This is a genomic window from Martinezella tropici (assembly GCF_003287875.1).
In the GTDB taxonomy this organism is placed as follows: Bacteria; Pseudomonadota; Alphaproteobacteria; order Rhizobiales; family Rhizobiaceae; genus Rhizobium; species Rhizobium tropici_C.
In genome coordinates, this window is sequence record NZ_QMKK01000027.1 from 87,923 (window position 1) to 109,109 (window position 21,187).

Below are 21,187 nucleotides of genomic sequence, written 5' to 3' on the forward strand. Positions count from 1 at the left end.
GGCGCTAGAGTTTGGGCAGCAGCGATCTGATCCGCTCGGCATCGCCAGGCGTTGCCGGATTGTAGACGATCATGCTGAGATCCGTCCGGCCGTCGACCGAAAAGGCCGAATACTCGAATGCCAGCGGGCCGAGGATGGGATGGCGTATATGTTTGACGGCTTCGGTATGGGTGCCAGGAACGTCATTTTCGCGCCACATGGCCCTGAATTCCGGGCTGATGCGGCAAAGTTCTGCCACGAAAGGCTCTATCTCACTCGATGCGCCTGCGCGCGCCGCATCGACACGGAATGCGCCCAGGGCGAAACGGGCGACGCTTTCCCAATCGTATTGCACGGCGCGCGCACGCGGATCGAGAAAGATATAGCGCAGAATATTGCGTTCTTCCGGCGGCAGCGATCCGTAATCGATCAGCATCACGGGCGCTGCCCGGTTCCAGGCGATGACGTCCCAGGTGGCGGTCCGGATAATAGCGGGGCTCGGCTCCAGCGCATCGAGCACGCGCTGCAGCCGCGGCGTAACGCCATCATTTTTGCGGTAACGCGCTTCTGGCGGACGCCCAAGGCCAAGCAGGAACAGGTGCTCGCGCTCCACTTCCGTCAGCATCAGCGCGCGGGCGATCCGGTCGAGCACGTCGGCGGAAGGCGCACCGCCACGGCCCTGCTCCAGCCACGTGTACCAGGTCGGGCTGATATTGGCGCGCTGCGCCACTTCCTCGCGCCGAAGCCCGGGCGTGCGCCGCCGTTCGCCGGCAAATCCCAGGGCGGATGGGTCGAGTTTCGCGCGGCGGTCCCTCAAATAGGTCCCGAGCACGTTTTCAGTTTCGATAAGATCGGTCATCCTGTTAGTGTCTTTACCATGATAAGGTCACTACTTTACCAGAATAAACGATGGGCACAGATTTGTCTCCGACGAAAAAAGGAGACAGTGCTTATGCGTGTATTCGTTACCGGCGCGACTGGAAATGTCGGCTCGAATGTCGTCAGGGAATTGATCGGTGCGGGCCATCAGGTGCTTGGCCTTTCACGTTCCCAGGAAAAGGCCGTAGCGCTTGCCGCCGCCGGCGCGGAAGTTCTTCACGGCACGATCGAGGATGCGGAAATCCTGAAACGCGGCGCTTCGCAATCGGATGGCGTCATCCATCTTGCCTTCAACCACGACTTCTCGAGATTCGCGCAGAATTGCGAAGATGACCGGCGCGTCATCGCAACGCTTGCCTCGGCGCTCGCCCGCTCGGCCCGGCCGCTGGTCATTACATCAGGCACGCCGATCGCCAACACGGTGCCGGGCGAGCCCGCCAAGGAAGACAATCCGATCGTCCACTCCGACAGGCATCCGCGTGCCGCCACCGAGGAGGCGGGGATATTGGCCAGCGAAATCGGCGTCAATGTCTCGTTCGTGCGGCTGCCGCAGGTGCATGATCCGGTCAGCCAGGGGCTCATTACTCCCCTGATCGAAATATTCAGGCAAAAGGGCGCCTGCGCCTATGTCGGAGACGGGCTCAATCGCTGGCCCGCCGCCCATTTTTCCGATGTCGCTCGCCTTTATCGCCTCGTCGTCGAACGCGCCGAACCGAATGCCAGATATCATGCGGTTGCCGAGGAAGGCGTGCCGATGCGCGATATCGCCGAGACGATCGGCCGGCGCCTGAACCTGCCGGTCAAATCCATCGACAAGGCGGAGGCGCAGGACTATTTCGGCTGGCTCTCCATGTTCACCACGTACGACATGCCGGCCTCCAGCGCCAAGACCCGACAGAAACTGGGTTGGGAACCCAACGGCCCGACGCTGCTTCAGGATCTTGCCGAGCTGCAGGTTTCCGCGGCGTGACGTTGGTGCTGTCCGCCACGATCTGAAGATGGCCGGTGGCCTGACGGACCACGCATTCGAAAACCCGGCCGATCCTTCAGCCGGGTTTTCGTCGATTTCAGACTGCGACCGGAAATTTCCAGGGTCAGATATAGGGCGTCCCGGCAAGCGCGGCGTTGATGCCGATAAAGCCGCGATCCATAATGTCTAGCAGGGCGGCTTCGGGCTTTCTGTTCTCGCGAAAGACACGCAGTGCCTCGCCATAGGCGGCCACCAGCGTCGCCATCAGCATTGCGCCCGCGAGATGTGCATCCGCATCGGAGCGCGGCCGCCCCACCGCATCGGATAGAATTCTCGAGAGATCGTCGGCAAGCGTCACCTGCAGCCCGCGCGCATGCGCCATCAGTGTCGGGCTCTCTGCGACCATGCGCCAGAACTGGATGGGCCGTTCTGTAATCCTGAACAGGGGATGCTGTGCTTCCACCAGTTCACGCATCAGCGCCTGGAAGGCGCGGACTGGTGGTATGCGGCCGCGATCGGCAATCGCCTTCTGCACCAGTTCCCGCACTTCATCCTCGCGATCGAAGACGAGATCCTCCTTGCGGCGGAAGTAGTTGAACACCGTCTTCCTGGCGACTTCCGCTTCGTCAGCGATGTCGGTGACGGAAACCTTGTCGAAGCCACGTTCGACGAACAGGCGCGTTGCGACGTTGGAGATCGCCTGACGCGTCATCTCCTTCTTGCGGTCCCGGAGTTTGATTCGGTTTGACATGAAGATAGTTATACCATAAGTAAATTTATACCGAGTGTAAAACTTGCACTGCGATGACGAAATTCATGAAATCGGCACGGGTTTTATCGCCGTTCCTGTGACCGGAACGTCGCCTGCCCGAATGGGGTGGGCATTTTCCAGCAACTCGCGCCGGCTGAGACTGCTCGAAGCCGGAATGTCTGACGCCCTTGCAGCGCCGTTCGCTTGAGGAGTTCTGCCTTGATTTATGATGTTCTGATTGCCGGCGGTGGACCCGTCGGCTTGTTTCTCGCCTGCGAGCTGCGTCTCGCCGGTCTCTCCGTATTGGTGCTGGAGCAGGCCGAGGATCCGCGCTCGCCCTTGAAGCGCCTTCCCTTCGGCATGCGCGGCCTTTCCGCCCCCACCATCGAAGCCTTTTACCGTCGCGGACTGCTGGATGAACTCACTGCGCCCAAGCCTGCTAAGGATAGCGCTCCGTCTGCCGCGCACTGGATGCATCAGTCGCGCCGCCCAGGCGGCCATTTCGCCGGCATCCAGTTCTTCCATGATAATATCGATACCTCGAAGTGGCCCTATCGCCTGCCAAGCCCGGCCGGCACCAGCATGATGGTCGAGATGGAAAGCCTCGAAACCGTCCTGGCCGCTCGCGCGGAAGCGATGGGGGTCGAGATCAGGCGCGGCTTCGGCGTCGAGGAATTCGATCAGTCGGACGAGGACGTCACTGTCCGAGCCGGCGGCGAGACCTTTCGCGGATCCTGGCTCGTCGGCTGCGACGGCGGCCGCAGCACCGTCCGCAAGGCCGGCGGCTTCGAATTCGTCGGCACCGATCCCGAATTCACAGGCTATTCCGCCGAGATCGAGATGGCGGACCCTGACAAGCTTCGTCCCGGCCGCCATTACACCGCGACGGGCATGTACACCTATACGCCGCCCGGGACGATCACGATGGTCGACTTCGACGGCGGTGCCTTCCACCGGACCCAGCCGATTACGCTTGAGCATGTGCAGAAGGTGCTGCGCCGCATCTCCGTCACCGACGCCACTTTAACGGCGCTCAAGCTTGCCACCACTTGGACGGACCGCGCCTACCAGGCGACGGCTTACCGTAAAGGGCGAATCCTGCTCGCCGGCGATGCCGCACACATCCATTCCCCTCTGGGCGGTCAGGGCCTCAACCTCGGGCTCGGCGATGCGATGAATCTGGGATGGAAGCTTGCCGCGACCATCCGCGGCGAAGCGCCAGACGGCCTGCTCGATACCTATTCGAGCGAGCGGCATCCCATCGGAGCCCAAGTGCTCGACTGGTCGCGCGCGCAGGTCGGGCTCATGCGGCCAAGCCGGAGTTCGCGCGCGCTTGAAGCCATCATCCGCGATCTCATCGATACGCGCGACGGCGCCGCCTATTTCGCTGAGCGTGTCTGGGGCGTTTCCCTCCGCTATGATCTTGGCGGGAGCCACCCGCTCGTCGGCCGCAGCGCTCCTGATTTCGAATTGGTCGACGGCAGAAGGCTCGGCGATCTCCTGAGAGCGGGTAGGGGCCTGCTGCTGGATTTCGATGCCTGCGCACCGTTCGAGGCGCTGGCAAGCCGCTGGGCAGACCGGATCACCTATGTCGCCAGCGACGCCAAGGATCGGCGCGGCTTGAGCGCCCTGTTCACACGGCCTGACGGCGTCGTCGCCTGGGCTGGCGAAACTGCTCCCAATCCAGAAGACGTCGCCCGGGCGGCATCGCAATGGTTCGGCGAACCCGGCAAGGAGCCTGCATCTGTCTGAGGAGAACGGTGTCTGATTGAAGCATAAGACAAGGCTGTGCGGCGGCCAGAGGTTGCAGCCTCACGTTTATGTCTTGGGGACAGACTGCGACTTATGTCTTCGGCATGGACACAAGGAAAATGGCGGACAGGGAGGGATTCGAACCCTCGGTACGCTTTCACGTACACACGCGTTCCAGGCGTGCGCCTTAAACCACTCGGCCACCTGTCCTTTGGCGTTTCGCACCCGGTCAGGAAGCAAATCGTCGGAACGGCCGCGATATATACCGATGAATTCCTGGCAATCAACCCGAATCTGACAGATTTTTGACTTGTCGGCGCAAAACTCTGCATCTCATCCCCATTGCGCTTATTTCGCGGTCAACTTATCTAAGAAAGAGATGAGGCGGCGTAAGACTGGCTGGTCTGAAAAGGCTGGGCGTAGTTGAGTATCCGGAGGAGGTTCATGCGTTTCCTGTTGCGTTTTGCCAGCCTTGTTGCGCTTGTGGTGGCGGTCATCGCCGGCACCATCGATTCCATTCAATCCGTTGCTGCTTCCACCGTCGTGCTGACCCCGATGGGCGACGCATGGAACGATGTCAGCCCTTCGTCGCTGGCAAGCGTTCGCTCGGCAATTGCCTATTACCTCCATCCCCGCTTCTACGACATGGCGATGCAATGGCTGCTGTTTCAGCCGGCTTTTGCCGTCTTCCTGGTCCTCTCGCTGCTGCTGTGGATGGTCGCCTACAAGCGCCGGCCGGCCGCCGGCCGCTTCAGCGCATGAGGGGATCGAGAGGCGGTCTTCGGCCTGTGCCATTCAGGGAGTTCGGCATTGTCGGAGGGTGTTCGGCAACGGGCTGATAGCATCGTCGCAAGGGGCAAAGTTCGCGATTGCGCAGCGCCGGATTGCCATCCTTCTGATCAATAAAATTGCAGTTTCATGCTGAAATTGTTTAAAAAACGGGTCGTTTGGATGGGATTTCACCAATTCCCACAAATCTTTACCAACTGAAAAATTTCTCGTGAATTTTTCGTGCAGCCATGCAAGGATGCGCGCCAGCTTGGCCTCGGGGGAGGCCGGCAGTTCCGCAGACATGCCCGGTCAACGGGCTTGCGGGAGGACCCAACAAGATAGAAACAATAGGGCTGCAACTCATGAAAAAATCCCTTTTGACCCTTTTCGCACTGGCTGCCATGTCGGCAACGGCGCTTGCGGCCGATATCAAGCCGGCAATCGTCTATGGAACCGGCGGCAAGTTCGACAAGTCCTTCAATGAGGCTGCCTATAACGGCGCCGAAAAGTTCAAGAAGGAAACCGGTATCGCTTATCGCGACTTCGAGCCGACGGGTGACACCCAGGGCGAACAGGCACTGCGCAACTTCGCCAGCAAGGGCTTCAATCCGGTCATCGCCGTCTCCTTCGCCTGGACCTCGGCGCTTCAGAAGGTTGCTGCCGAATATCCGAAGACCCAATTCGTCCTGATCGACGACAGCCTCGACCTGCCGAACGTCCGCTCGGTCAAGTTCAAAGAAAACGAAGGCTCCTATCTCGCTGGTGTCATGGCCGCCATGGCTTCGAAGACCGGCAAGGTCGGCTTTGTCGGCGGCATGGATATCCCGCTGATCCGCAAGTTCGAATGCGGCTATGAGCTGGGTGCCCGCGCCACCAATGCGAAGATCGAAGTCTTCCAGAACATGACCGGCACCACGGGTGCGGCCTGGAATGATCCGGTTCGCGGCGGCGAACTCACCAAGAACCAGATCGACCAGGGCGCTGACGTCGTTTACGCTGCTGCCGGCGCTACCGGTCTCGGCGTGCTGCAGACGGCTGCCGACAACAAGAAGCTCTCGATCGGCGTCGACAGCAACCAGAACTACCTGCATCCGGGCTCCGTTCTGACCTCCGTCGTCAAGCGCGTCGACCTCGCAGTCTACAATGCCTTCAGCGATGCCAAGAACGGCAAGTTCACGCCCGGCACCCAGGAGCTTGGCCTGAAGGAAGATGGCGTGGGCGTTGCCATGGATGACAACAACAAGCCGCTCGTCACCCCGGAAATCAAGGCTGCCGTCGACAAGGCAAAGGCTGATATCGTTGCTGGTACCGTCAAGGTCCACGACTACACGACCGACAACGCCTGCCCGAAGAGCTGATATGAAACAAGGGCGTATGACGTAGCAAACCGTCATACGCCCTTTTCTTATCCGGAATCCGGTTTCTGGAGCCCCCTATAGTGAGCCAATCACCCGCCATCGAACTCGTGGGCATCGACAAAAAGTTCGGTGCCGTTCACGCAAACAAAGATATCAACCTGACCGTCGCCAAAGGCTCGATCCACGGGATCATCGGCGAAAACGGAGCAGGGAAATCGACTCTCATGTCGATCATCTACGGTTTTTATCATGCCGACGCCGGCGAGATCCGCGTCAACGGCACGCCGATCTCGATCCGCGACAGCCAGACGGCGATATCGGCCGGCATCGGCATGGTGCACCAGCACTTCATGCTGGTCGATAATTTCACCGTCCTCGAAAACGTCATGCTGGGCGCCGAAGGCGGTGCATTGCTTGCCAAGGGCGTCGCCTCCGCGCGCGCCGAACTCAATCGGCTGGAGAAGGATTACGGCCTCGAGGTCGATCCGGACGCACTCATCGAAGAGCTACCCGTCGGCCAGCAGCAGCGCGTCGAAATCCTGAAAGCAATGTATCGCGGTGCCGAGATCCTCATCCTCGATGAACCCACCGGCGTTCTGACACCTGCCGAAGCCGACAATCTGTTTCGAATTCTCCGGGTCCTGCGCGACCAGGGCAAGACGATCATCCTGATCACCCATAAGCTGCGCGAAATCATGGCGATCACCGATACGGTGTCGGTCATGCGCCGCGGCGAGATGGTCGCGACCCGCAAGACGGCGGAAACCACCGTCGAGGAACTGGCCGAGCTGATGGTCGGCCGCCGCGTGTTGCTGCGCGTCGAAAAGGGCGCTCCCAATCCCGGCGAAATCCTGCTCTCGGTGCGCAATCTCACCGTCAAGGACGGCCGCGGCGTCACCATGGTCGACAATGTTTCCTTCGATGTCCGCGCCGGCGAGATCGTCGGCATTGCCGGCGTCGCCGGCAACGGCCAGTCGGAATTGCTGGAGGCCATCGCCGGTATCCGCAAGCCGGCCTCGGGCGAGATCCTTCTGCACGGCAAGCCGATCGGCAATGCCGATCCTGCTGCACTGCGCGACCTGGGCCTTGCCCATATTCCGGAAGATCGCCATCACATGGGCCTCGTCCTCAAGTTCGAGGAATATGAGAACTCGATGCTCGGCTATCACCGCGACAGCAAATACGGGCGCGGTGGCATGCTCGATCTCGATGCCATGCGCAAGGATGCGATCGAAAAGATCGAGAAATACGATATCCGCCCGCCAAACGCGCGGCTGAAGACCGCCAATTTCTCCGGCGGCAACCAGCAGAAGATCGTCGTCGCCCGCGAGATCGAGCGCGATCCGAAGGCGCTGCTGATCGGCCAGCCGACGCGCGGCGTCGATATCGGCGCCATCGAATTCATCCATCGCCGCATCATCGAGATGCGCGATGCCGGCAAGGCGATCCTGCTGGTATCGGTGGAGCTGGATGAGATCCGCGCGCTTTCGGACCGTATCCTCGTCATGTTCGCCGGCCATATCGTCGGTGAGAAGTCGGCTGAAGCCGGTGAACAAACACTCGGCCTGATGATGGCCGGCATTGCCGCGTGAGGCGCATATGAGCACGGCTTCCGTTCCGCTCCCCAATTGGATTACCTACGGCCTGATCCCCCTTCTCAACCTGATCGTCGCTTTCCTGATCTCGGGCCTTGTCGTCTGGTTCATCGGCGAGAGCCCGCTCGATGCGCTTGTCCTGCTCCTGCAGGGTGCGCTCGGCAGCGGCGAAGGCATCGGCTTCACCCTCTATTATGCCACGAGCTTCATCTTCACCGGCCTTTCGGTCGCCGTTGCCATTCATGCCGGTCTGTTCAATATCGGCTCGGAAGGCCAGGCCTATGTCGGCGGTCTCGGCTGTGCTCTCGTGGCGCTGGCGCTCGACAACTATGTGCCCTGGTACGTGACGATGCCGTTCGCGGTCATCGGTGCGGCGATCTTCGGGGCTCTCTGGGCCTTCATCCCGGCCTGGCTGCAGGCCAAGCGCGGCAGCCACGTCGTCATCACGACAATCATGTTCAACTTCATCGCGTCGGCGATGATGAATTTTCTGCTGGTGCATGTGCTGATCGTGCCGGGCAAGATGGCGCCTGAAACCCGCACCTTCCTGGCGGGCGGTCAGTTGCCCAAGCTCGATTGGCTGATGGACGTTTTCGGCTCGACCATCGGTGCCGCTCCGCTCAACGTGTCCTTCCTGATCGCGCTGGTCATGTGCTTCCTCGTCTGGGTGCTCGTCTGGCGCACCAAGCTCGGCTATGAGATGCGCACGCTGGGCTTGAGCCCGACAGCCGCGGTTTATGCCGGCATTCCCTATGCCCGCACCGTCATCATCGCCATGCTGATTTCGGGCGGCCTCGCCGGCATGATGGCGCTCAATCCGGTCATGGGCGCGTCCGCGCGCCTGCAGGTGGAGTTCGTGCTCGGTGCTGGCTTCGTCGGCATCGCCGTATCGCTGATGGGACGCAACCATCCGCTCGGCATCATCCTGGCGGCAATCCTGTTCGGCATTCTCTATCAGGGTGGCGATGCGCTGTCCTTCGATATGCCGAACATCACGCGCGACATGATCGTGGTGATCCAGGGCCTCGTCATCCTGTTTGCCGGTGCGCTTGAATATATGTTCCGGCCGGCACTCGTGCGCATCTACCAGACATTCGCCAGGGCGTGAGGATCAGACCATGGAATATTACGATCTTCTCATCAGCATTCTTGGCTCGACCATCCGCCTGTCGATCCCGCTGATTTTCACCGCGCTTGCCGGCCTCTTTTCCGAGCGCGCCGGCATCTTCGATATCGGCCTTGAGGGCAAGATGCTGGCTTCCGCCTTTGCGGCCGCCTGCGTCGCCTCGATCAGCGGCTCGCCCTGGGCCGGCCTCGGCGCCGGTATCGTCGTCTCGGTCATTCTCGGTCTGCTGCATGGCTTCGCATCGATCACCAATCGCGGCAACCAGATCGTCTCGGGTGTTGCGATCAACTTCCTGACGGCCGGCCTGACGATCGTTCTCGGTCAGGCCTGGTTCGGGCAGGGCGGCCGTACGCCGACCTTGCCCGGCACGGCTCGTTTTTCCGGCATCACCCTTCCCGGTGTCGATGCCATCCGCGATATTCCGTTCATCGGGCCGCTCTATGCCAATGTCGTCTCCGGCAACAATATCCTGACCTATCTCGCCTTCCTTACCGTGCCGATTTCCTGGTGGATTCTCTATCGCACCCGCTTCGGTCTGCGGCTGCGTGCCGTCGGTGAAAATCCCGGCGCCGTCGATACCGCCGGCATCTCGGTCGAATGGCTGCGCTATCGCTCGCTGATCGTGGCCGGTATTCTCTGCGGCTTCTCCGGTACCTATCTCGCCATCGCCCAGTCGGCCGCCTTCATCAACAACATGTCGGCGGGCAAGGGCTATATCGCTCTCGCGGCGCTGATCTTCGCCAAGTGGAAGCCGGTGCCGGTCATGTTCACCTGCCTGCTCTTCGGCTTCCTCGATGCCTTCGCCAATTTCATGCAGGGCAAGGCGGTTCCGGGCATCGGCGAGGTGCCGGTGCAGATTTTCCAGGCGCTGCCCTATATCCTCACCTGCATCCTGCTTGCAGGCTTTATCGGTGTCGCCAAGCCCCCGAAGGCCGGTGGCGTGCCCTATACCAAGGAGCGCTGAACCATGTCGCATGATCTGTTCGAGGCCGCACGCGGAGCGATGGCCTTTGCGCATGCTCCCTATTCCAAATTCCCCGTCGGCGCGGCAATCCGTGCCGAGGACGGCAAGATCTATACTGGCGCCAATATCGAGAACCTGTCTTTCCCGCAGGGCTGGTGCGCCGAACCGACAGCGATCGGCCAGATGATCATGGGCGGCGCCAAGAAGATCGTCGAGATCGCCGTCATCGCCGAGAAGCTGCCGCTCTGCCCGCCCTGCGGCGGTTGCCGCCAGAAGATTGCCGAATTTGCCAGCAAGGAGACACGCATCTATCTTTGCGACGAAACCGGTGTGAAGAAGACCATGACCATGGACGAGATGCTCCCCTTCAGCTTTGAAACCGAGATACTCGGATGAGCGCGGCCGTCGAGATCCTCACCGAAAAGCTCGGCGATCTGAAGCCGCGCTACGGCATCATTCTCGGTTCCGGCCTGGGCGCTCTCGTCGATCAGGTCACTGAGGCCTTGCGAATCCCCTATGCCGACCTGCCCGGCTTTCCGGTCAGCGCCGTCTCCGGCCACGCCGGCACGCTGGTCGCGGGCAAGCTCGGTGATGTGCCTGTCGTCATGCTGTCCGGCCGGGTGCATTACTACGAAAAGGGCGATGCCAATGCCATGCGCGCGCCGATCGAGACCCTGAAGACCCTCGGCGTCGAAACGCTGATCCTGACGAATTCGGCCGGATCGCTGCGGGAGGAAATGCCGCCGGGGTCGGTGATGCAGATCACCGATCACATCAACTATTCCGGTATGAACCCGCTGATCGGCGAAGAGAGCGACAGGCGTTTCGTCGGCATGACGAGCGCCTATGATACAGACCTCATCATGCGCATGCGCAAGGCGGCGGAAAAGGCCGAGATCAAGCTGTCGCACGGCGTCTACATGTGGTTTTCCGGACCGAGCTTCGAAACGCCGGCCGAGATCCGCATGGCGCGCATCCTTGGCGCCGATGCCGTCGGCATGTCGACGGTGCCGGAAGTCATCCTGGCGCGTCTTTTCGGCTTGAGGGTTGCCGCTGCCTCCGTCATCACTAACTATGGTGCTGGCATGACCGGCGGAGAACTCTCGCATGAAGAGACGAAAGACATGGCTCCGGTCGGCGGCGCACGCCTTGCTGCCATTTTGAAAGAAATGATCGCTGACGAAGGAGATCCACAATGACGGGCCATTCCCTCAGAGAAACGGCAGCTGTTGCGCTTTCCCTTCTCGATCTCACCAATCTCAAGGATGACTGCACGCCGGCGCAGATCGAGGCACTCTGCGCCCGTGCGCAATCGCCCTATGGCAATACGGCCGCCATTTGCATCTGGCCGCGTTTTGTCGCCCAGGCGCGTGGCATTCTCGGAACCGATCATGTCGTGAAGATCGCGACCGTCGTGAATTTCCCCGGTGGCGATATGGAGGTGGCCGATGTTGCTGCCGAAGCGCGCGAAGCGATTGCCGATGGTGCCGACGAAATTGACCTGGTCATTCCCTATCGCGCGTTTCTGGCGGGTAATGAGCGGGCCGTCACCGAGATGGTTGCCGCTGTGCGGGCCGAATGCAAGGGACCAATTCTCCTGAAGACCATTCTCGAAACCGGCGAAATCAAGGATAGCGCGCTGATCCGGCGTGCCTCCGAACTGGCGATCGAGGCTGGCTCCGATTTCATCAAGACCTCGACGGGCAAGGTTGCTGTCAATGCAACGCTTGAGGCTGCCGATATCATGCTGAGGGCAATCCGTGCCAGCGGCCGCAAGGTCGGCTTCAAGCCGGCGGGTGGCATCGGCTCCGTCGCCGATGCAGCGCTTTATTTGAGCCTTGCCGAAACCATCATGACACCCGATTGGGCCATGCCCTCGACTTTCCGCTTCGGTGCATCGAGCCTCCTCGATGATATTCTGAACGTGCTGGCCGGCGGAGAGTCCAAGGTGGCTTCGTCGGGCTACTGATCCATGATCCCGCAGGAGATCATCCGGCAGAAGCGCAACGGCGCCACTCTTTCGCCCGCCGATATCGACGCATTTATCGGCGCGTTGGGCCGTGGCGAACTGGCCGAAAGCCAGATCGGCGCCTTTGCCATGGCGGTCTGGTTTCGCGGCATGACGCGGGAAGAGACGGTGGCGCTGACACTCGCCATGGCCCGCTCCGGCGATACTCTTTCCTGGGATGGCATCGGCAGGCCGGTCGCCGACAAGCACTCGACGGGTGGTGTTGGCGACAACGTCTCGCTGATGCTCGCACCCATCGCCGCCGCCTGCGGTCTTGCCGTGCCGATGATCTCGGGTCGAGGCCTCGGCCACACCGGCGGCACCCTCGACAAGCTGGAATCCATCCCCGGTTACGGCATCACCCCGGATGCCGCCCGTTTTCGCAAGGTGGTCGAAGAAGTCGGCTGCGCCATCATCGGCCAGACCGGCGCGCTGGCGCCCGCCGACGGCAAGCTCTATGCGGTGCGCGATGTCACCGCGACCGTCGATTCCGTACCGTTGATTACCGCCTCCATCCTGTCGAAGAAACTGGCGGCCGGGCTGGAAACGCTGGTGCTCGACGTCAAGATCGGCAGCGGCGCCTTCATGACTTCGCAGGAAGAGGCCGAGACGCTGGCGCGCTCGCTGGTGGAGGTAGCCAATGGCGGTGGGGTCAAGACGTCGGCCCTGATTACCGACATGAACCAGCCTTTGGCCGATGCGGCCGGCAACGTGGTCGAACTTCAAAATTGCCTCGATTTCCTGAACGGCAACAAGGCGGGCACGCGGCTCGAAACGGTCGTGCTGGCCTTCGCATCCGAAATGCTGATGCAGGCCGGCATTGCTGCGAACGTTGCCGAGGCGGAGGGCAGGGCGCGCGAGGCTCTGACCTCAGGTAAGGCGGCGGACATCTTCGGCCGCATGGTGCACGCGCTTGGCGGCCCCGAGGATCTGCTTGAACATCCAGATCGCCATTTGGTGAGCGCGCCGGTACGGAAGCCGGTTCTCGCCGCTGCCGACGGCTGGCTTGGCGGCTGCGATGCGCGGGGGATCGGCGTGAGCGTGATCGACCTCGGCGGCGGCCGCCGTCGCCCGCAGGACAAGATCGATCATCGCGTCGGCTTCAGCGATATCCTGCCCCTCGGCACGAAGGTGAGCAAAGGCGACCGTATCGCGACTGTTCACGCGGCGGACGAGGCCAGCGCGGAGAAGGCTGTCGCCGATCTCTCAGCCAATTATCGCCTCGTCGACGAAGCACCGGCTGCGTCACCCGTTATCATCGGCAGGATCTGACGGACGACAGCGCCACGGGTGCAGTCGGTGGCTTTGCATGGACCTCGGCCACCTACTGCTTCAACAGCAAATTGCCGTTCTGGACTCCATAGGAGTTCAGTTTCTTCATGAAGCTCATGCCGATCAGCGTCGTACCGAGCGCACCGTCCTTCGCCACCACCGCATCGACATCGCGAACGCGGATCGTGCCGATCTCCAGGCGGTCGAGTTTGATGTATGCGACTTTGGAAGTGCCGTTCGCGGTCTGGACCGTATAGCGATAATCGAGATCGACGCCGCTGAAGCCGAGGCTGCGCGCGGTGCTTTCGTTCATCGCGACATAGGTTGCGCCGGTATCGATCATCCCGTGCACGGAGCGGCCATTGATCGTGAAATCACTTTCATAGTGGCCGCCGGCATTGGCACGCAGCTGGACACTGCCATAGGAAACAGGAATCTCCGCTTTCGGCGGCGCCAGTGAGACCGCTTCGACAGGCGCGGGCCCTGCGGCGTGCTCGTTATAGCTTTCCACCAGCATCGGCACCTGGGTTGCCGCAACAGCAATGATACCGGCAATGACAAGAACGCGAACGAGCATCGGCAAGGCCCCTCCTGCGGGCCATGCCATCTATAAGCCAAGTATGCTGAAAGGACGCTAAAGCAATCAATAAAAAGCCCGGCAGTTGAATAACGGCCGGGCCTTGTAAGAGTATAGCAGCAGATTTACTTCGTGCCGTACATGCGGTCGCCGGCATCGCCGAGGCCGGGCACGATATAGCCCTTCTCGTTCAGATGGCTGTCGATCGCAGCGGTAAAGACCGGCACGTCCGGATGCGCCTTGCGGAAATTGGCGATGCCTTCGGGAGCCGCCAGCAGGCACAGGAAGCGGATATTGTGCGCGCCGCGCTCCTTCAGCTTTTCGATTGCGGCAATCGAGGAATTGCCTGTTGCCAGCATCGGATCGACGACGATGATCAAGCGCTCTGAGATATCCTCGGGCGCCTTGAAGTAATATTCGACCGGCTGGAGCGTTTCGTGATCGCGGTAGACGCCGATATGCGAGACGCGGGCCGACGGCACGAGATCGAGCATGCCTTCGAGCAGGCCGTTGCCGGCGCGCAGGATCGAGGCGAAGACCAGCTTCTTGCCTTCGAGGATCGGCGCATCCATCGGCTGCAGCGGCGTTTCGATGGTCTCGATCGTCAGTTCGAGGTCGCGCGTCACTTCGTAACAGAGCAGCGTCGAAATCTCGCGCAGCAGCCGGCGGAAGCTTCCCGTTGACGTGTCCTTCTTGCGCATGATTGTGAGCTTGTGCTGCACAAGCGGGTGATCGATGACAGTGACGCCGTCCATGGTTTCAGCCTTCCAGTAATTCCGTGATATGAGATGGTTCTTTCACGGAAATCGCCTCTGGTGCAAGAAAATAGGCCGCTTTTGGAGATTTCATCCCCAATATGGGGCCTTAACTGCGCATTTAGAGCTTCGCAAGCAATGCCGTCCGCGTCGCTTCGTCCACGAAGGCCGCCTCGATCGCCGTGCGTGTCATCGCATCGATCTCGTCATCGCTAAAGCCGAAAGCTGACGACGCCATCTCGTATTCGCGCTTCAGCGACGTATGGAAGAAGGGCGGGTCGTCGGAGCTGATCGTGACCTTCACGCCGGCGTCGCGCAACTTACGCAGCGGATGCGACTGGAAATCCGGGAAGACGTTGAGTGCGACGTTGGAGCCGGGGCAGACTTCCAGCACGGTGCCAAGATCGGCAAGGCGCTTGACGAGATCCATATCCTCAATGGCGCGCACGCCATGGCCGATACGCTGCGGGCGCACCAGATTCACCGCGTCGGCGACGCTAAATGCGCCGCAGACCTCGCCGGCATGAATGGTGATGCCGAGGCCCGCCTCACGCGCGATATCGAAGGCGCGGGCGTAATCGGCGACGTAGCCCATGCGCTCTTCGCCGGCCATATTGAAGCCTGTTATCAGCGGATTGTCGCTCTTGGCGGCATATTCCGCCGCCTTCACGACGCGCTCAGGCCCAAAGTGGCGTTCGCCGGTTACGATCAGCCGAGCCTCGATGCCGGTCTTTGCCTTGGCGGCACGGATGCCGGCCGAAACGCCGGCCATATAGGCGTCGGCGCCGAGGCCGATGCGGTCGCCATGGTCGGGCGAGACGATGAGCTCGCTATAGATGGTGCCGATGCCTGCAAGTTCTTCCAGATAGGTTTCCGTCAGTAGCGCATAGTCTTCCTCGGTGCGATAGACTTCGGAAACCTTGTCATAGCAGACGAGGAATTCGGCAAAGTCCTTCCAGAGGTAAATACCGTCTTTGAGGAAGGCGCTGGTGTCGACTCCGTATTTTTCCGCTTGTGCGAGCGTCAATGCAGGTGGGGCGGCGCCCTCCAGATGGCAGTGCAGCTCCACTTTCTTCAAATGCGATGTCAAAGGAAACTCCTCCCATGCGGCCCTGCCGCAATGCCCAGATGTTGCGCAACCGTCTCGCCGATATCGGCATAGGTCTGGCGGATACCGATGGAACGGGATCGAATGCCCGGCCCATAAGCCATGACGGGCACGCGCTCGCGCGTGTGATCGGTGCCGCGCCAAGTCGGGTCGCAGCCATGATCAGCCGTCAGAATGACGAGATCGCCGGCCTTCAGCTTCTCGTGAACCTCAGGCAGCCGCGCATCGAAGGCTTCGAGTGCTGCGGCATAGCCCGGCACGTCGCGGCGATGGCCGTAGACCATGTCGAAATCGACGAAATTGGTGAAGACCAGATCGCCGTCCTGGGCTTCGTCCATGGCCTTCAGCGTCGCATCCATCAGCGCCATGTTGCCATTCGCCTTGATGATCCTGGAGATGCCCTGATGCGCGAAGATATCACCGATCTTGCCGACGGCGTGCACGGTCCGCTCGGCCTTGACCAGACGATCGAGCAGCGTCGGCTCCGGCGGCAGAACGGAAAAGTCGCGGCGGTTGCCGGTTCGTTCGAATGTGGCTGCGGTCTCGCCGACGAAGGGGCGGGCGATGACACGGCCGATATTGTAGGAATCGAGCAGCGTGCGCACGATCTTGCAGAGGCCGATCAGCCGGTCGAGGCCGAAATGGTGCTCATGCGCGGCGATCTGGAAGACGGAATCGGACGAGGTGTAGCAGATGGGCTTGCCGCTGCGGATGTGTTCTTCACCGAGCTTTGCAATGATATCCGTGCCCGAGGCATGGCAGTTGCCGAGAATGCCCGGCAGGTCGGCCGCCTCGCAGATGGCTTTCACCAGCTCTGGCGGGAAGGCATCGCCCACTGCCGGAAAATACCCCCAATCGAACATGACGGGCGTTCCGGCGATCTCCCAATGGCCTGACGGCGTGTCCTTGCCGCGGGAGACTTCGCTGGCGCAGCCGTAGAGACCATAGAGCTTTTCCGGCAACGGCATGCCGGCGGGATAGCTGCCCGTTGCCGCCTTGGCGATCTCCAACAGGCCGAGACCGGACATATTGGGCAGTACGAGCGGCCCCTGGCGCAAGCCTTCGCGGTCGGCAGCGCCTGCCGCGCAGAATTCGGCGATATGGCCGAGCGTATCCGCGCCTTCATCGCCATAGCTTGCCGCATCCGGGCCGCCGCCGACGCCGAAAGAATCCAGAACGAAGAGAAAGGCGCGCGCCATACATCACCCGATAAGAATGTCGTCGCCCCGGAGGAGGTCTTCCGGGACATTGGACGTCACCCATATAACGGAGGCATCGAGTTGGCAATTTTCCGTTTGGAATGGCCCGCCGGGACTCCGTCTCGATGGAGAGGCGCTCAGCAATCGCTGCAGCTGATCGAATTGCCGACGCGCTGACGATAGTAATATTGCCGGCTGATGGTGATCTGGTTCGTGCCGCTCGGCAGGAAATTGGTACCGAAACTGATGAGCTGGTAGGGAAGGGAAAGCTCGCTGCGGACCAGAAAGGTGCTTGCCTGGTTCATGTTGGCCGGCACAGTTATCACCGTGCCGGAAGAATAGGGGGTCGTTCCGTCCTGTGCCCAGGACCATGCCACCGTTGCCTTGCCTGTCGCGTCGACAGCAATGCCGGTGATCTTCAACGTCATGCCGGTCGTGGCGTAGGGCGCGAAGATCGCACCAGCGACAGAGGGCATGGTGGCAAGCACCGATTTGGTAACGCTCGACTGCTGCGAGACGATATCGGCGATCGATCCCGCCGAGCGGCTCGCGCGCTTGGAGACATTGAGCCCGACGGTGAGCTCGAAGGCGCCGAGGTAAAGCATCAGTAAAACGGGAAAAAGGATGGCGAATTCGATCGCGCCGACGCCGCGCTCATCGCGGGCAAAGCGCCGCAGAATGCCCGACGACATCGTATCCTTTTCGATCATGGTCGCAGGGCGGCTCACGGATAGTTCTCGTTCTGGAAGGCGGCGGTCGCGACGATGAGATAGACTGAGGCCGAGCCATCGGTTGGGCGGACATTTGTAAGATAGGGGCGCAGCAGATCCGTAATGACCTGCCAGCGGTAATAGGCGCGTACCATGTTGAGCGACTTGGCGCCGCCGGGCGCGAAAGTAAAACCCGAAGTATTGAGATCGGAATAGGGATCGGTCGACGACTTCCGAGGGATCGTCGTCGGCATGGATGCGAAGCTCGAATAGCTCTCCACATCGAGATAGAGGTTTGCCGGCGTCTGCAGTTCGGATGCGGAGCAGGTGATGAGCACGGCAATCTCGTTGCAGAATGCCTGACGGAACTGCTGTGACGTCGTATAGGAGGTCTTGTTGGGATCGGCCGTGATCTGCCCGGTTCTGATCTGACGCGCCAGGGTGTCGACGGCGTTTGAAACGACCTGTTCGGCGGTAAAGGCGACGAAGGTCTCGATAATGGCAAAGACGATCAGGAAATAGGGAATGGCAAGCATGGCGAATTCGATGGCCGCAGCGCCATCCCGAGAACGCAGCAATTCTCGCAAGCCGCGTCGGGCGCGTGGCCTGGCAGGGGCTATATTGGTAAGAAAAGCGTTATCTGATGTCATGGGAAATCCGCGGCGAATTATATGCCGAGGACAGTAGAATTGCTTTCTTGATAATCCGTTTCTCTTCTCTATTCATATTTAGAGGAAGCCGGGATTATTACTTGCAACGCAATCCTTCGAAAGTACTTTCGAATATTTATGAAATCGAATGGAATTATTGTCCGGTCGCAGGGGCCGTGGTTGCCGTGTTGTTCTGCTGGGCATGCTGTTCGCAATTGGGCGTGCAGGATAATACGGCGCGATCCGTCTGCCGGAAAACACGGACCGTATTGCCTTCATCGATCGACACCAGGATCTGCTCATCGACGATGGCATTGCCGTCGGTATCGAGCAGAATGATATTCGTCGTCCCGAAGCTGCGGCCGGTCAGCACGATGGTCTTCGGATCGGCAACGGTTGCGTCGGCGACCTGCGAATTGCCGACGATGACCTTGCTGACAGGGCGATCAAGCTTCAAGACGCGCGCGTGATCCATATAGACGCGCAACAGGCTTTCTCCAGCAGCGTTCGAAAGCTGTGGCATCAAGCCGGCCATGGCGACGATGCCGGCGAGGAATGCGGTTTTGCCGCCGAATGGCATGGCTTGGCCTCTTGGAAAGCGTATGGCGAAAGGTTTTGTTGGACAGAATGGGAAAGAATGGTGAATGAACGATTAAGGCCGGTGCCGGCCGTATATTTATGATGCAGGCGTCCTATAAATGGCTTTCATCTTCGCCGTTGATGTCTCATATGCCCTGCTTTGGTACAAATCGTATAAGCTGCTAATATTCATGCATCTAATAATTTTCTTTTAGCTGAAGAAGTTCTTTAAAAATGCATGGCAAGACATGAATTCGATATTTACTATTCTTTTTTCACTTCGTTATTCAAAGTTCATTAACCCAATTCCTTAAAGCGATGGAAACGGCGGACGACTACCGTGCAGTTCATCCGATCAACGGCAACAGTTGACGGACGTGCTGTCAACAAAGTGGAGTTAAACTCATGTCCAAGCTTTTTTCGCGCTTCCTGAAGGATGAATCGGGTGCGACCGCAATCGAATACGGCCTGATCGCCGCCCTGATCTCCGTCGCCATCATTGCTGGTGCTACCACCCTGGGCGGTACGCTCAGCTCGACGTTCAACAACATTTCCAACCAGATGAACAAGTCTGGTTCAGGTATTGGCACCAAGTAATACATCTGTTCTGTAGATGTAATACTTCACGGAAACCGCTCAATAAAATGGGCGGTTTTCGAATTTCAAACTTCGGGGCGGAAATTTATTATGTTCGGAACTTTGGCGCTATGCATATTTCCCCTGTGCATGTCTCTAGCGGCGATATCCGATCTGCTGACGATGACAATTCCGAATAGAATAAGCTTAGCCCTAGCAATCGCGTTCCTCGTGCTGGCTCCGGCATTTGGCCTGCCATTTACACAAATCGGCATGCATCTGGCTGCTGCCAGTGTCGTCTTTGCAGTGTGTTTTGCATTGTTTGCGCTCAATATTATGGGCGGTGGAGATGCGAAATTATTAGCGGCTGCCGCTCTTTGGTTTGGCTTCAATCTTTCGCTCGTAATGTTTCTTATCTATGTCGCGTTTATTGGCGGCATAATTACACTTCTTATTGTTTGGCTCCGATCACAAGCAGGCATCATCTCGGCTATCGGTCTTCCGATGCCGAATTCCTTGACAGTCGCCAAGAAAATCCCATACGGCATTGCTATTGCGGTCGGCGGAATCCTCGCATTTTCTTCTTCGCCTATTTTGATTGCGATGACCGAGGGTGTCCTTTAATCTGCCTGCTGGTTGCTAAGATCCCAAGTTTGAATATATGTAAATACTTATATAAATGAAGTAATTATGGTTAAGTAATCATAAATGTAACAGACCATTAACCATAATTACACCAATTGCCGGTCATTCTACAGGGCGAAGAATCCTGTTCCTCAAGGAATGACCATGAAACCCGCTCGCATAATGATACTCGCAGTGGCAGCCGCCGCAGCCGGGATGGCCGGCCTGCTGGCGATGCGCCTGGCTGGTTCGCGCGATATCGTACCCCAGCAGGTTGCGGCGATCGTGGAAAAGGAAGCAACCACCAATGTGCTGGTTGCGAGCGCCAATCTGCCCGTCGGCTCCCGTCTCAACGAAAAATCAGTTCAATGGATGGCATGGCCGGAAAACGGCGTCGTCAAAGGCTTCATTACCCAGAGCGAACGGCCCGATGCCTTGAAGGATCTGAACGGCGCGGTCGTTCGCCTGCCGATATTCGAGGGCGAACCGATCCGCGAGGAAAAGATCGCGGATTCCAGTAGCCGCATCCTCTCGTCATTGTTGCCGGCCGGTAAGCGGGCCGTCGCCACCGAGATTTCCGTCGCCACCGGTGCCGGTGGTTTCATCCTCCCGAATGATCGCGTCGATGTGATCATGGTCCGCAAGGGGTCGCAGCAGCAGCTCGTCACGGAAACGGTGCTGAGCAACGTGCGCGTCTTGGCTGTCGACCAGCAGATCGAGGAAAAACAGGATGGAAGCAAGGCTGCGGTCGGCGCCACCGCGACGCTCGAACTGACGCCGGATCAGACGAAGGTTCTGGCCGTCGCGCACCAGATGGCCGACCGACTGACGCTGGCATTGCGCTCCGTCGCCGATGCGCAGCAGTCCGATACGACAGCGGCTGACTATCTTCTGGCCGGCGACAATGGCGGGGGGCTTGTCCAGGTCATCAAGTCGGGAGCGATCGTGACCGATGGCCCGGCCGGGCCGAAACCACAGTGAGAA

The 21,187-nt window shown here is 59.8% G+C and carries 24 protein-coding genes and 1 tRNA gene; 14 read left to right on the plus strand and 11 right to left on the minus strand.

All coding sequences use genetic code 11. The annotated features are described in order from the left end of the window. Positions 1 to 4 precede the first annotated feature (4 nt). Positions 5 to 838 (minus strand): helix-turn-helix transcriptional regulator, encoded by an 834-nt coding sequence (locus tag DQ393_RS11215; RefSeq protein WP_112341854.1) that lies wholly within the window; start codon positions 836 to 838, stop codon positions 5 to 7. A 93-nt stretch (positions 839 to 931) separates the two neighbouring features. Between DQ393_RS11215 and DQ393_RS11220 the strand changes: the two genes are divergently transcribed. Further along, complete coding sequence (locus DQ393_RS11220; RefSeq protein WP_112341855.1) at positions 932 to 1,828, plus strand: SDR family oxidoreductase; 897 nt, start codon at positions 932 to 934, stop codon at positions 1,826 to 1,828. A 124-nt stretch (positions 1,829 to 1,952) separates the two neighbouring features. On the opposite strand, the gene DQ393_RS11225 is transcribed toward DQ393_RS11220, so the two are convergent. Continuing rightward, positions 1,953 to 2,579, minus strand: coding sequence for a TetR/AcrR family transcriptional regulator (locus DQ393_RS11225; RefSeq protein ID WP_112341856.1), 627 nt, complete (start codon positions 2,577 to 2,579; stop codon positions 1,953 to 1,955). A 219-nt stretch (positions 2,580 to 2,798) separates the two neighbouring features. Here DQ393_RS11225 and DQ393_RS11230 point away from each other — a divergent pair, with 219 nt between their 5' ends. Next, positions 2,799 to 4,331 (plus strand): FAD-dependent monooxygenase, encoded by a 1,533-nt coding sequence (locus DQ393_RS11230; protein ID WP_112341857.1) that lies wholly within the window; start codon positions 2,799 to 2,801, stop codon positions 4,329 to 4,331. A gap of 120 nt (positions 4,332 to 4,451) precedes the next feature. On the opposite strand, the gene DQ393_RS11235 is transcribed toward DQ393_RS11230, so the two are convergent. Next, positions 4,452 to 4,541, minus strand: a tRNA-Ser gene (locus DQ393_RS11235). A 234-nt stretch (positions 4,542 to 4,775) separates the two neighbouring features. On the opposite strand from DQ393_RS11235, the gene DQ393_RS11240 reads away from it, so the two are divergent. Beyond that, complete coding sequence (locus tag DQ393_RS11240) at positions 4,776 to 5,093, plus strand: hypothetical protein (protein ID WP_112341858.1); 318 nt, start codon at positions 4,776 to 4,778, stop codon at positions 5,091 to 5,093. Positions 5,094 to 5,126: 33 nt separating this feature from the next. Here DQ393_RS11240 and DQ393_RS33190 read toward each other — a convergent pair whose 3' ends face one another. Beyond that, positions 5,127 to 5,405: a hypothetical protein gene (locus tag DQ393_RS33190; protein ID WP_146758974.1), complete on the minus strand. Its 279-nt coding sequence runs from the start codon at positions 5,403 to 5,405 to the stop codon at positions 5,127 to 5,129. 59 nt (positions 5,406 to 5,464) lie between these two features. Here DQ393_RS33190 and DQ393_RS11245 point away from each other — a divergent pair, with 59 nt between their 5' ends. From DQ393_RS11245 to deoA, 8 genes are all read left to right on the plus strand, one after another. Beyond that, on the plus strand, positions 5,465 to 6,460 hold the full coding sequence (locus DQ393_RS11245; protein WP_112341859.1) for a BMP family lipoprotein: 996 nt from the start codon (positions 5,465 to 5,467) through the stop codon (positions 6,458 to 6,460). A gap of 80 nt (positions 6,461 to 6,540) precedes the next feature. Continuing rightward, a complete protein-coding gene (locus tag DQ393_RS11250; protein ID WP_112341860.1) occupies positions 6,541 to 8,052 on the plus strand; it encodes an ABC transporter ATP-binding protein in 1,512 nt (503 codons plus the stop codon). Between the two features lie 7 nt (positions 8,053 to 8,059). Next, positions 8,060 to 9,163, plus strand: a complete 1,104-nt coding sequence (locus tag DQ393_RS11255; protein ID WP_112341861.1) for an ABC transporter permease — start codon at positions 8,060 to 8,062, stop codon at positions 9,161 to 9,163. A gap of 10 nt (positions 9,164 to 9,173) precedes the next feature. Next, positions 9,174 to 10,145, plus strand: a complete 972-nt coding sequence (locus DQ393_RS11260) for an ABC transporter permease (RefSeq protein WP_112341862.1) — start codon at positions 9,174 to 9,176, stop codon at positions 10,143 to 10,145. A 3-nt stretch (positions 10,146 to 10,148) separates the two neighbouring features. After that, complete coding sequence (locus DQ393_RS11265) at positions 10,149 to 10,541, plus strand: cytidine deaminase (RefSeq protein ID WP_112341863.1); 393 nt, start codon at positions 10,149 to 10,151, stop codon at positions 10,539 to 10,541. After that, on the plus strand, positions 10,538 to 11,344 hold the full coding sequence (locus tag DQ393_RS11270; RefSeq protein ID WP_112341864.1) for a purine-nucleoside phosphorylase: 807 nt from the start codon (positions 10,538 to 10,540) through the stop codon (positions 11,342 to 11,344). The genes DQ393_RS11265 and DQ393_RS11270 overlap by 4 nt, the downstream gene beginning before the upstream one ends. Further along, positions 11,341 to 12,114, plus strand: a complete 774-nt coding sequence (gene deoC / locus DQ393_RS11275) for a deoxyribose-phosphate aldolase (protein WP_112341865.1) — start codon at positions 11,341 to 11,343, stop codon at positions 12,112 to 12,114. The genes DQ393_RS11270 and deoC overlap by 4 nt, the downstream gene beginning before the upstream one ends. Positions 12,115 to 12,117: 3 nt before the next feature. Further along, positions 12,118 to 13,425, plus strand: coding sequence for a thymidine phosphorylase (gene deoA / locus DQ393_RS11280; protein ID WP_112341866.1), 1,308 nt, complete (start codon positions 12,118 to 12,120; stop codon positions 13,423 to 13,425). Between the two features lie 52 nt (positions 13,426 to 13,477). Here the strand turns inward: deoA and DQ393_RS11285 are convergent, their stop codons facing one another. The 7 genes from DQ393_RS11285 to DQ393_RS11315 form a co-directional block, all read right to left on the minus strand. Beyond that, positions 13,478 to 14,002 carry a TIGR02281 family clan AA aspartic protease gene (locus tag DQ393_RS11285; RefSeq protein ID WP_112341867.1) on the minus strand — a complete coding sequence of 175 codons (525 nt, stop codon included), beginning with the start codon at positions 14,000 to 14,002 and terminating at the stop codon, positions 13,478 to 13,480. A gap of 125 nt (positions 14,003 to 14,127) precedes the next feature. Then, complete coding sequence (gene upp, locus DQ393_RS11290; protein WP_015338410.1) at positions 14,128 to 14,757, minus strand: uracil phosphoribosyltransferase; 630 nt, start codon at positions 14,755 to 14,757, stop codon at positions 14,128 to 14,130. Positions 14,758 to 14,878: 121 nt separating this feature from the next. Beyond that, a complete protein-coding gene (locus tag DQ393_RS11295; protein WP_112341868.1) occupies positions 14,879 to 15,847 on the minus strand; it encodes an adenosine deaminase in 969 nt (322 codons plus the stop codon). Then, positions 15,844 to 17,064 carry a phosphopentomutase gene (locus tag DQ393_RS11300; RefSeq protein ID WP_112341869.1) on the minus strand — a complete coding sequence of 407 codons (1,221 nt, stop codon included), beginning with the start codon at positions 17,062 to 17,064 and terminating at the stop codon, positions 15,844 to 15,846. The genes DQ393_RS11295 and DQ393_RS11300 overlap by 4 nt, the downstream gene beginning before the upstream one ends. A gap of 137 nt (positions 17,065 to 17,201) precedes the next feature. Beyond that, positions 17,202 to 17,774 (minus strand): TadE/TadG family type IV pilus assembly protein, encoded by a 573-nt coding sequence (locus DQ393_RS11305; protein ID WP_112341870.1) that lies wholly within the window; start codon positions 17,772 to 17,774, stop codon positions 17,202 to 17,204. Between the two features lie 14 nt (positions 17,775 to 17,788). Next, positions 17,789 to 18,424: a TadE/TadG family type IV pilus assembly protein gene (locus DQ393_RS11310; RefSeq protein WP_112341871.1), complete on the minus strand. Its 636-nt coding sequence runs from the start codon at positions 18,422 to 18,424 to the stop codon at positions 17,789 to 17,791. Positions 18,425 to 18,578: 154 nt separating this feature from the next. After that, a complete protein-coding gene (locus DQ393_RS11315) occupies positions 18,579 to 19,004 on the minus strand; it encodes a pilus assembly protein N-terminal domain-containing protein (RefSeq protein WP_112341872.1) in 426 nt (141 codons plus the stop codon). A 404-nt stretch (positions 19,005 to 19,408) separates the two neighbouring features. Between DQ393_RS11315 and DQ393_RS11320 the strand changes: the two genes are divergently transcribed. The 3 genes from DQ393_RS11320 (at position 19,409) to cpaB (ending at position 21,184) form a co-directional block, all read left to right on the plus strand. Then, positions 19,409 to 19,600 carry a Flp family type IVb pilin gene (locus DQ393_RS11320; protein ID WP_112341873.1) on the plus strand — a complete coding sequence of 64 codons (192 nt, stop codon included), beginning with the start codon at positions 19,409 to 19,411 and terminating at the stop codon, positions 19,598 to 19,600. Positions 19,601 to 19,690: 90 nt separating this feature from the next. After that, entirely contained in the window at positions 19,691 to 20,203 is a 513-nt protein-coding gene (locus tag DQ393_RS11325) for an A24 family peptidase (protein WP_112341874.1), read from the plus strand. Between the two features lie 165 nt (positions 20,204 to 20,368). Continuing rightward, positions 20,369 to 21,184: a Flp pilus assembly protein CpaB gene (gene cpaB / locus DQ393_RS11330; protein WP_112341875.1), complete on the plus strand. Its 816-nt coding sequence runs from the start codon at positions 20,369 to 20,371 to the stop codon at positions 21,182 to 21,184. Positions 21,185 to 21,187 lie beyond the last annotated feature (3 nt).

Excerpts from the sequence above, each read along its gene's own strand:
- DQ393_RS11320 (WP_112341873.1), top strand. The coding sequence starts at position 19,409 with ATGTCCAAGCTTTTTTCGCGCTTCCTGAAGGATGAATCGGGTGCGACC.
- DQ393_RS11240 (WP_112341858.1), top strand. The coding sequence starts at position 4,776 with ATGCGTTTCCTGTTGCGTTTTGCCAGCCTTGTTGCGCTTGTGGTGGCG.
- DQ393_RS33190 (WP_146758974.1), bottom strand. The coding sequence starts at position 5,405 with ATGTCTGCGGAACTGCCGGCCTCCCCCGAGGCCAAGCTGGCGCGCATC.
- DQ393_RS11215 (WP_112341854.1), bottom strand. The coding sequence starts at position 838 with ATGACCGATCTTATCGAAACTGAAAACGTGCTCGGGACCTATTTGAGG.
- DQ393_RS11225 (WP_112341856.1), bottom strand. The coding sequence starts at position 2,579 with ATGTCAAACCGAATCAAACTCCGGGACCGCAAGAAGGAGATGACGCGT.
- DQ393_RS11300 (WP_112341869.1), bottom strand. The coding sequence starts at position 17,064 with ATGGCGCGCGCCTTTCTCTTCGTTCTGGATTCTTTCGGCGTCGGCGGC.
- DQ393_RS11270 (WP_112341864.1), top strand. The coding sequence starts at position 10,538 with ATGAGCGCGGCCGTCGAGATCCTCACCGAAAAGCTCGGCGATCTGAAG.
- DQ393_RS11255 (WP_112341861.1), top strand. The coding sequence starts at position 8,060 with ATGAGCACGGCTTCCGTTCCGCTCCCCAATTGGATTACCTACGGCCTG.
- DQ393_RS11265 (WP_112341863.1), top strand. The coding sequence starts at position 10,149 with ATGTCGCATGATCTGTTCGAGGCCGCACGCGGAGCGATGGCCTTTGCG.
- DQ393_RS11315 (WP_112341872.1), bottom strand. The coding sequence starts at position 19,004 with ATGCCATTCGGCGGCAAAACCGCATTCCTCGCCGGCATCGTCGCCATG.
- DQ393_RS11325 (WP_112341874.1), top strand. The coding sequence starts at position 19,691 with ATGTTCGGAACTTTGGCGCTATGCATATTTCCCCTGTGCATGTCTCTA.
- DQ393_RS11245 (WP_112341859.1), top strand. The coding sequence starts at position 5,465 with ATGAAAAAATCCCTTTTGACCCTTTTCGCACTGGCTGCCATGTCGGCA.
- deoC (WP_112341865.1), top strand. The coding sequence starts at position 11,341 with ATGACGGGCCATTCCCTCAGAGAAACGGCAGCTGTTGCGCTTTCCCTT.
- upp (WP_015338410.1), bottom strand. The coding sequence starts at position 14,757 with ATGGACGGCGTCACTGTCATCGATCACCCGCTTGTGCAGCACAAGCTC.
- deoA (WP_112341866.1), top strand. The coding sequence starts at position 12,118 with ATGATCCCGCAGGAGATCATCCGGCAGAAGCGCAACGGCGCCACTCTT.
- DQ393_RS11305 (WP_112341870.1), bottom strand. The coding sequence starts at position 17,774 with ATGATCGAAAAGGATACGATGTCGTCGGGCATTCTGCGGCGCTTTGCC.
- DQ393_RS11310 (WP_112341871.1), bottom strand. The coding sequence starts at position 18,424 with ATGACATCAGATAACGCTTTTCTTACCAATATAGCCCCTGCCAGGCCA.
- DQ393_RS11285 (WP_112341867.1), bottom strand. The coding sequence starts at position 14,002 with ATGCTCGTTCGCGTTCTTGTCATTGCCGGTATCATTGCTGTTGCGGCA.
- DQ393_RS11260 (WP_112341862.1), top strand. The coding sequence starts at position 9,174 with ATGGAATATTACGATCTTCTCATCAGCATTCTTGGCTCGACCATCCGC.
- DQ393_RS11220 (WP_112341855.1), top strand. The coding sequence starts at position 932 with ATGCGTGTATTCGTTACCGGCGCGACTGGAAATGTCGGCTCGAATGTC.
- cpaB (WP_112341875.1), top strand. The coding sequence starts at position 20,369 with ATGAAACCCGCTCGCATAATGATACTCGCAGTGGCAGCCGCCGCAGCC.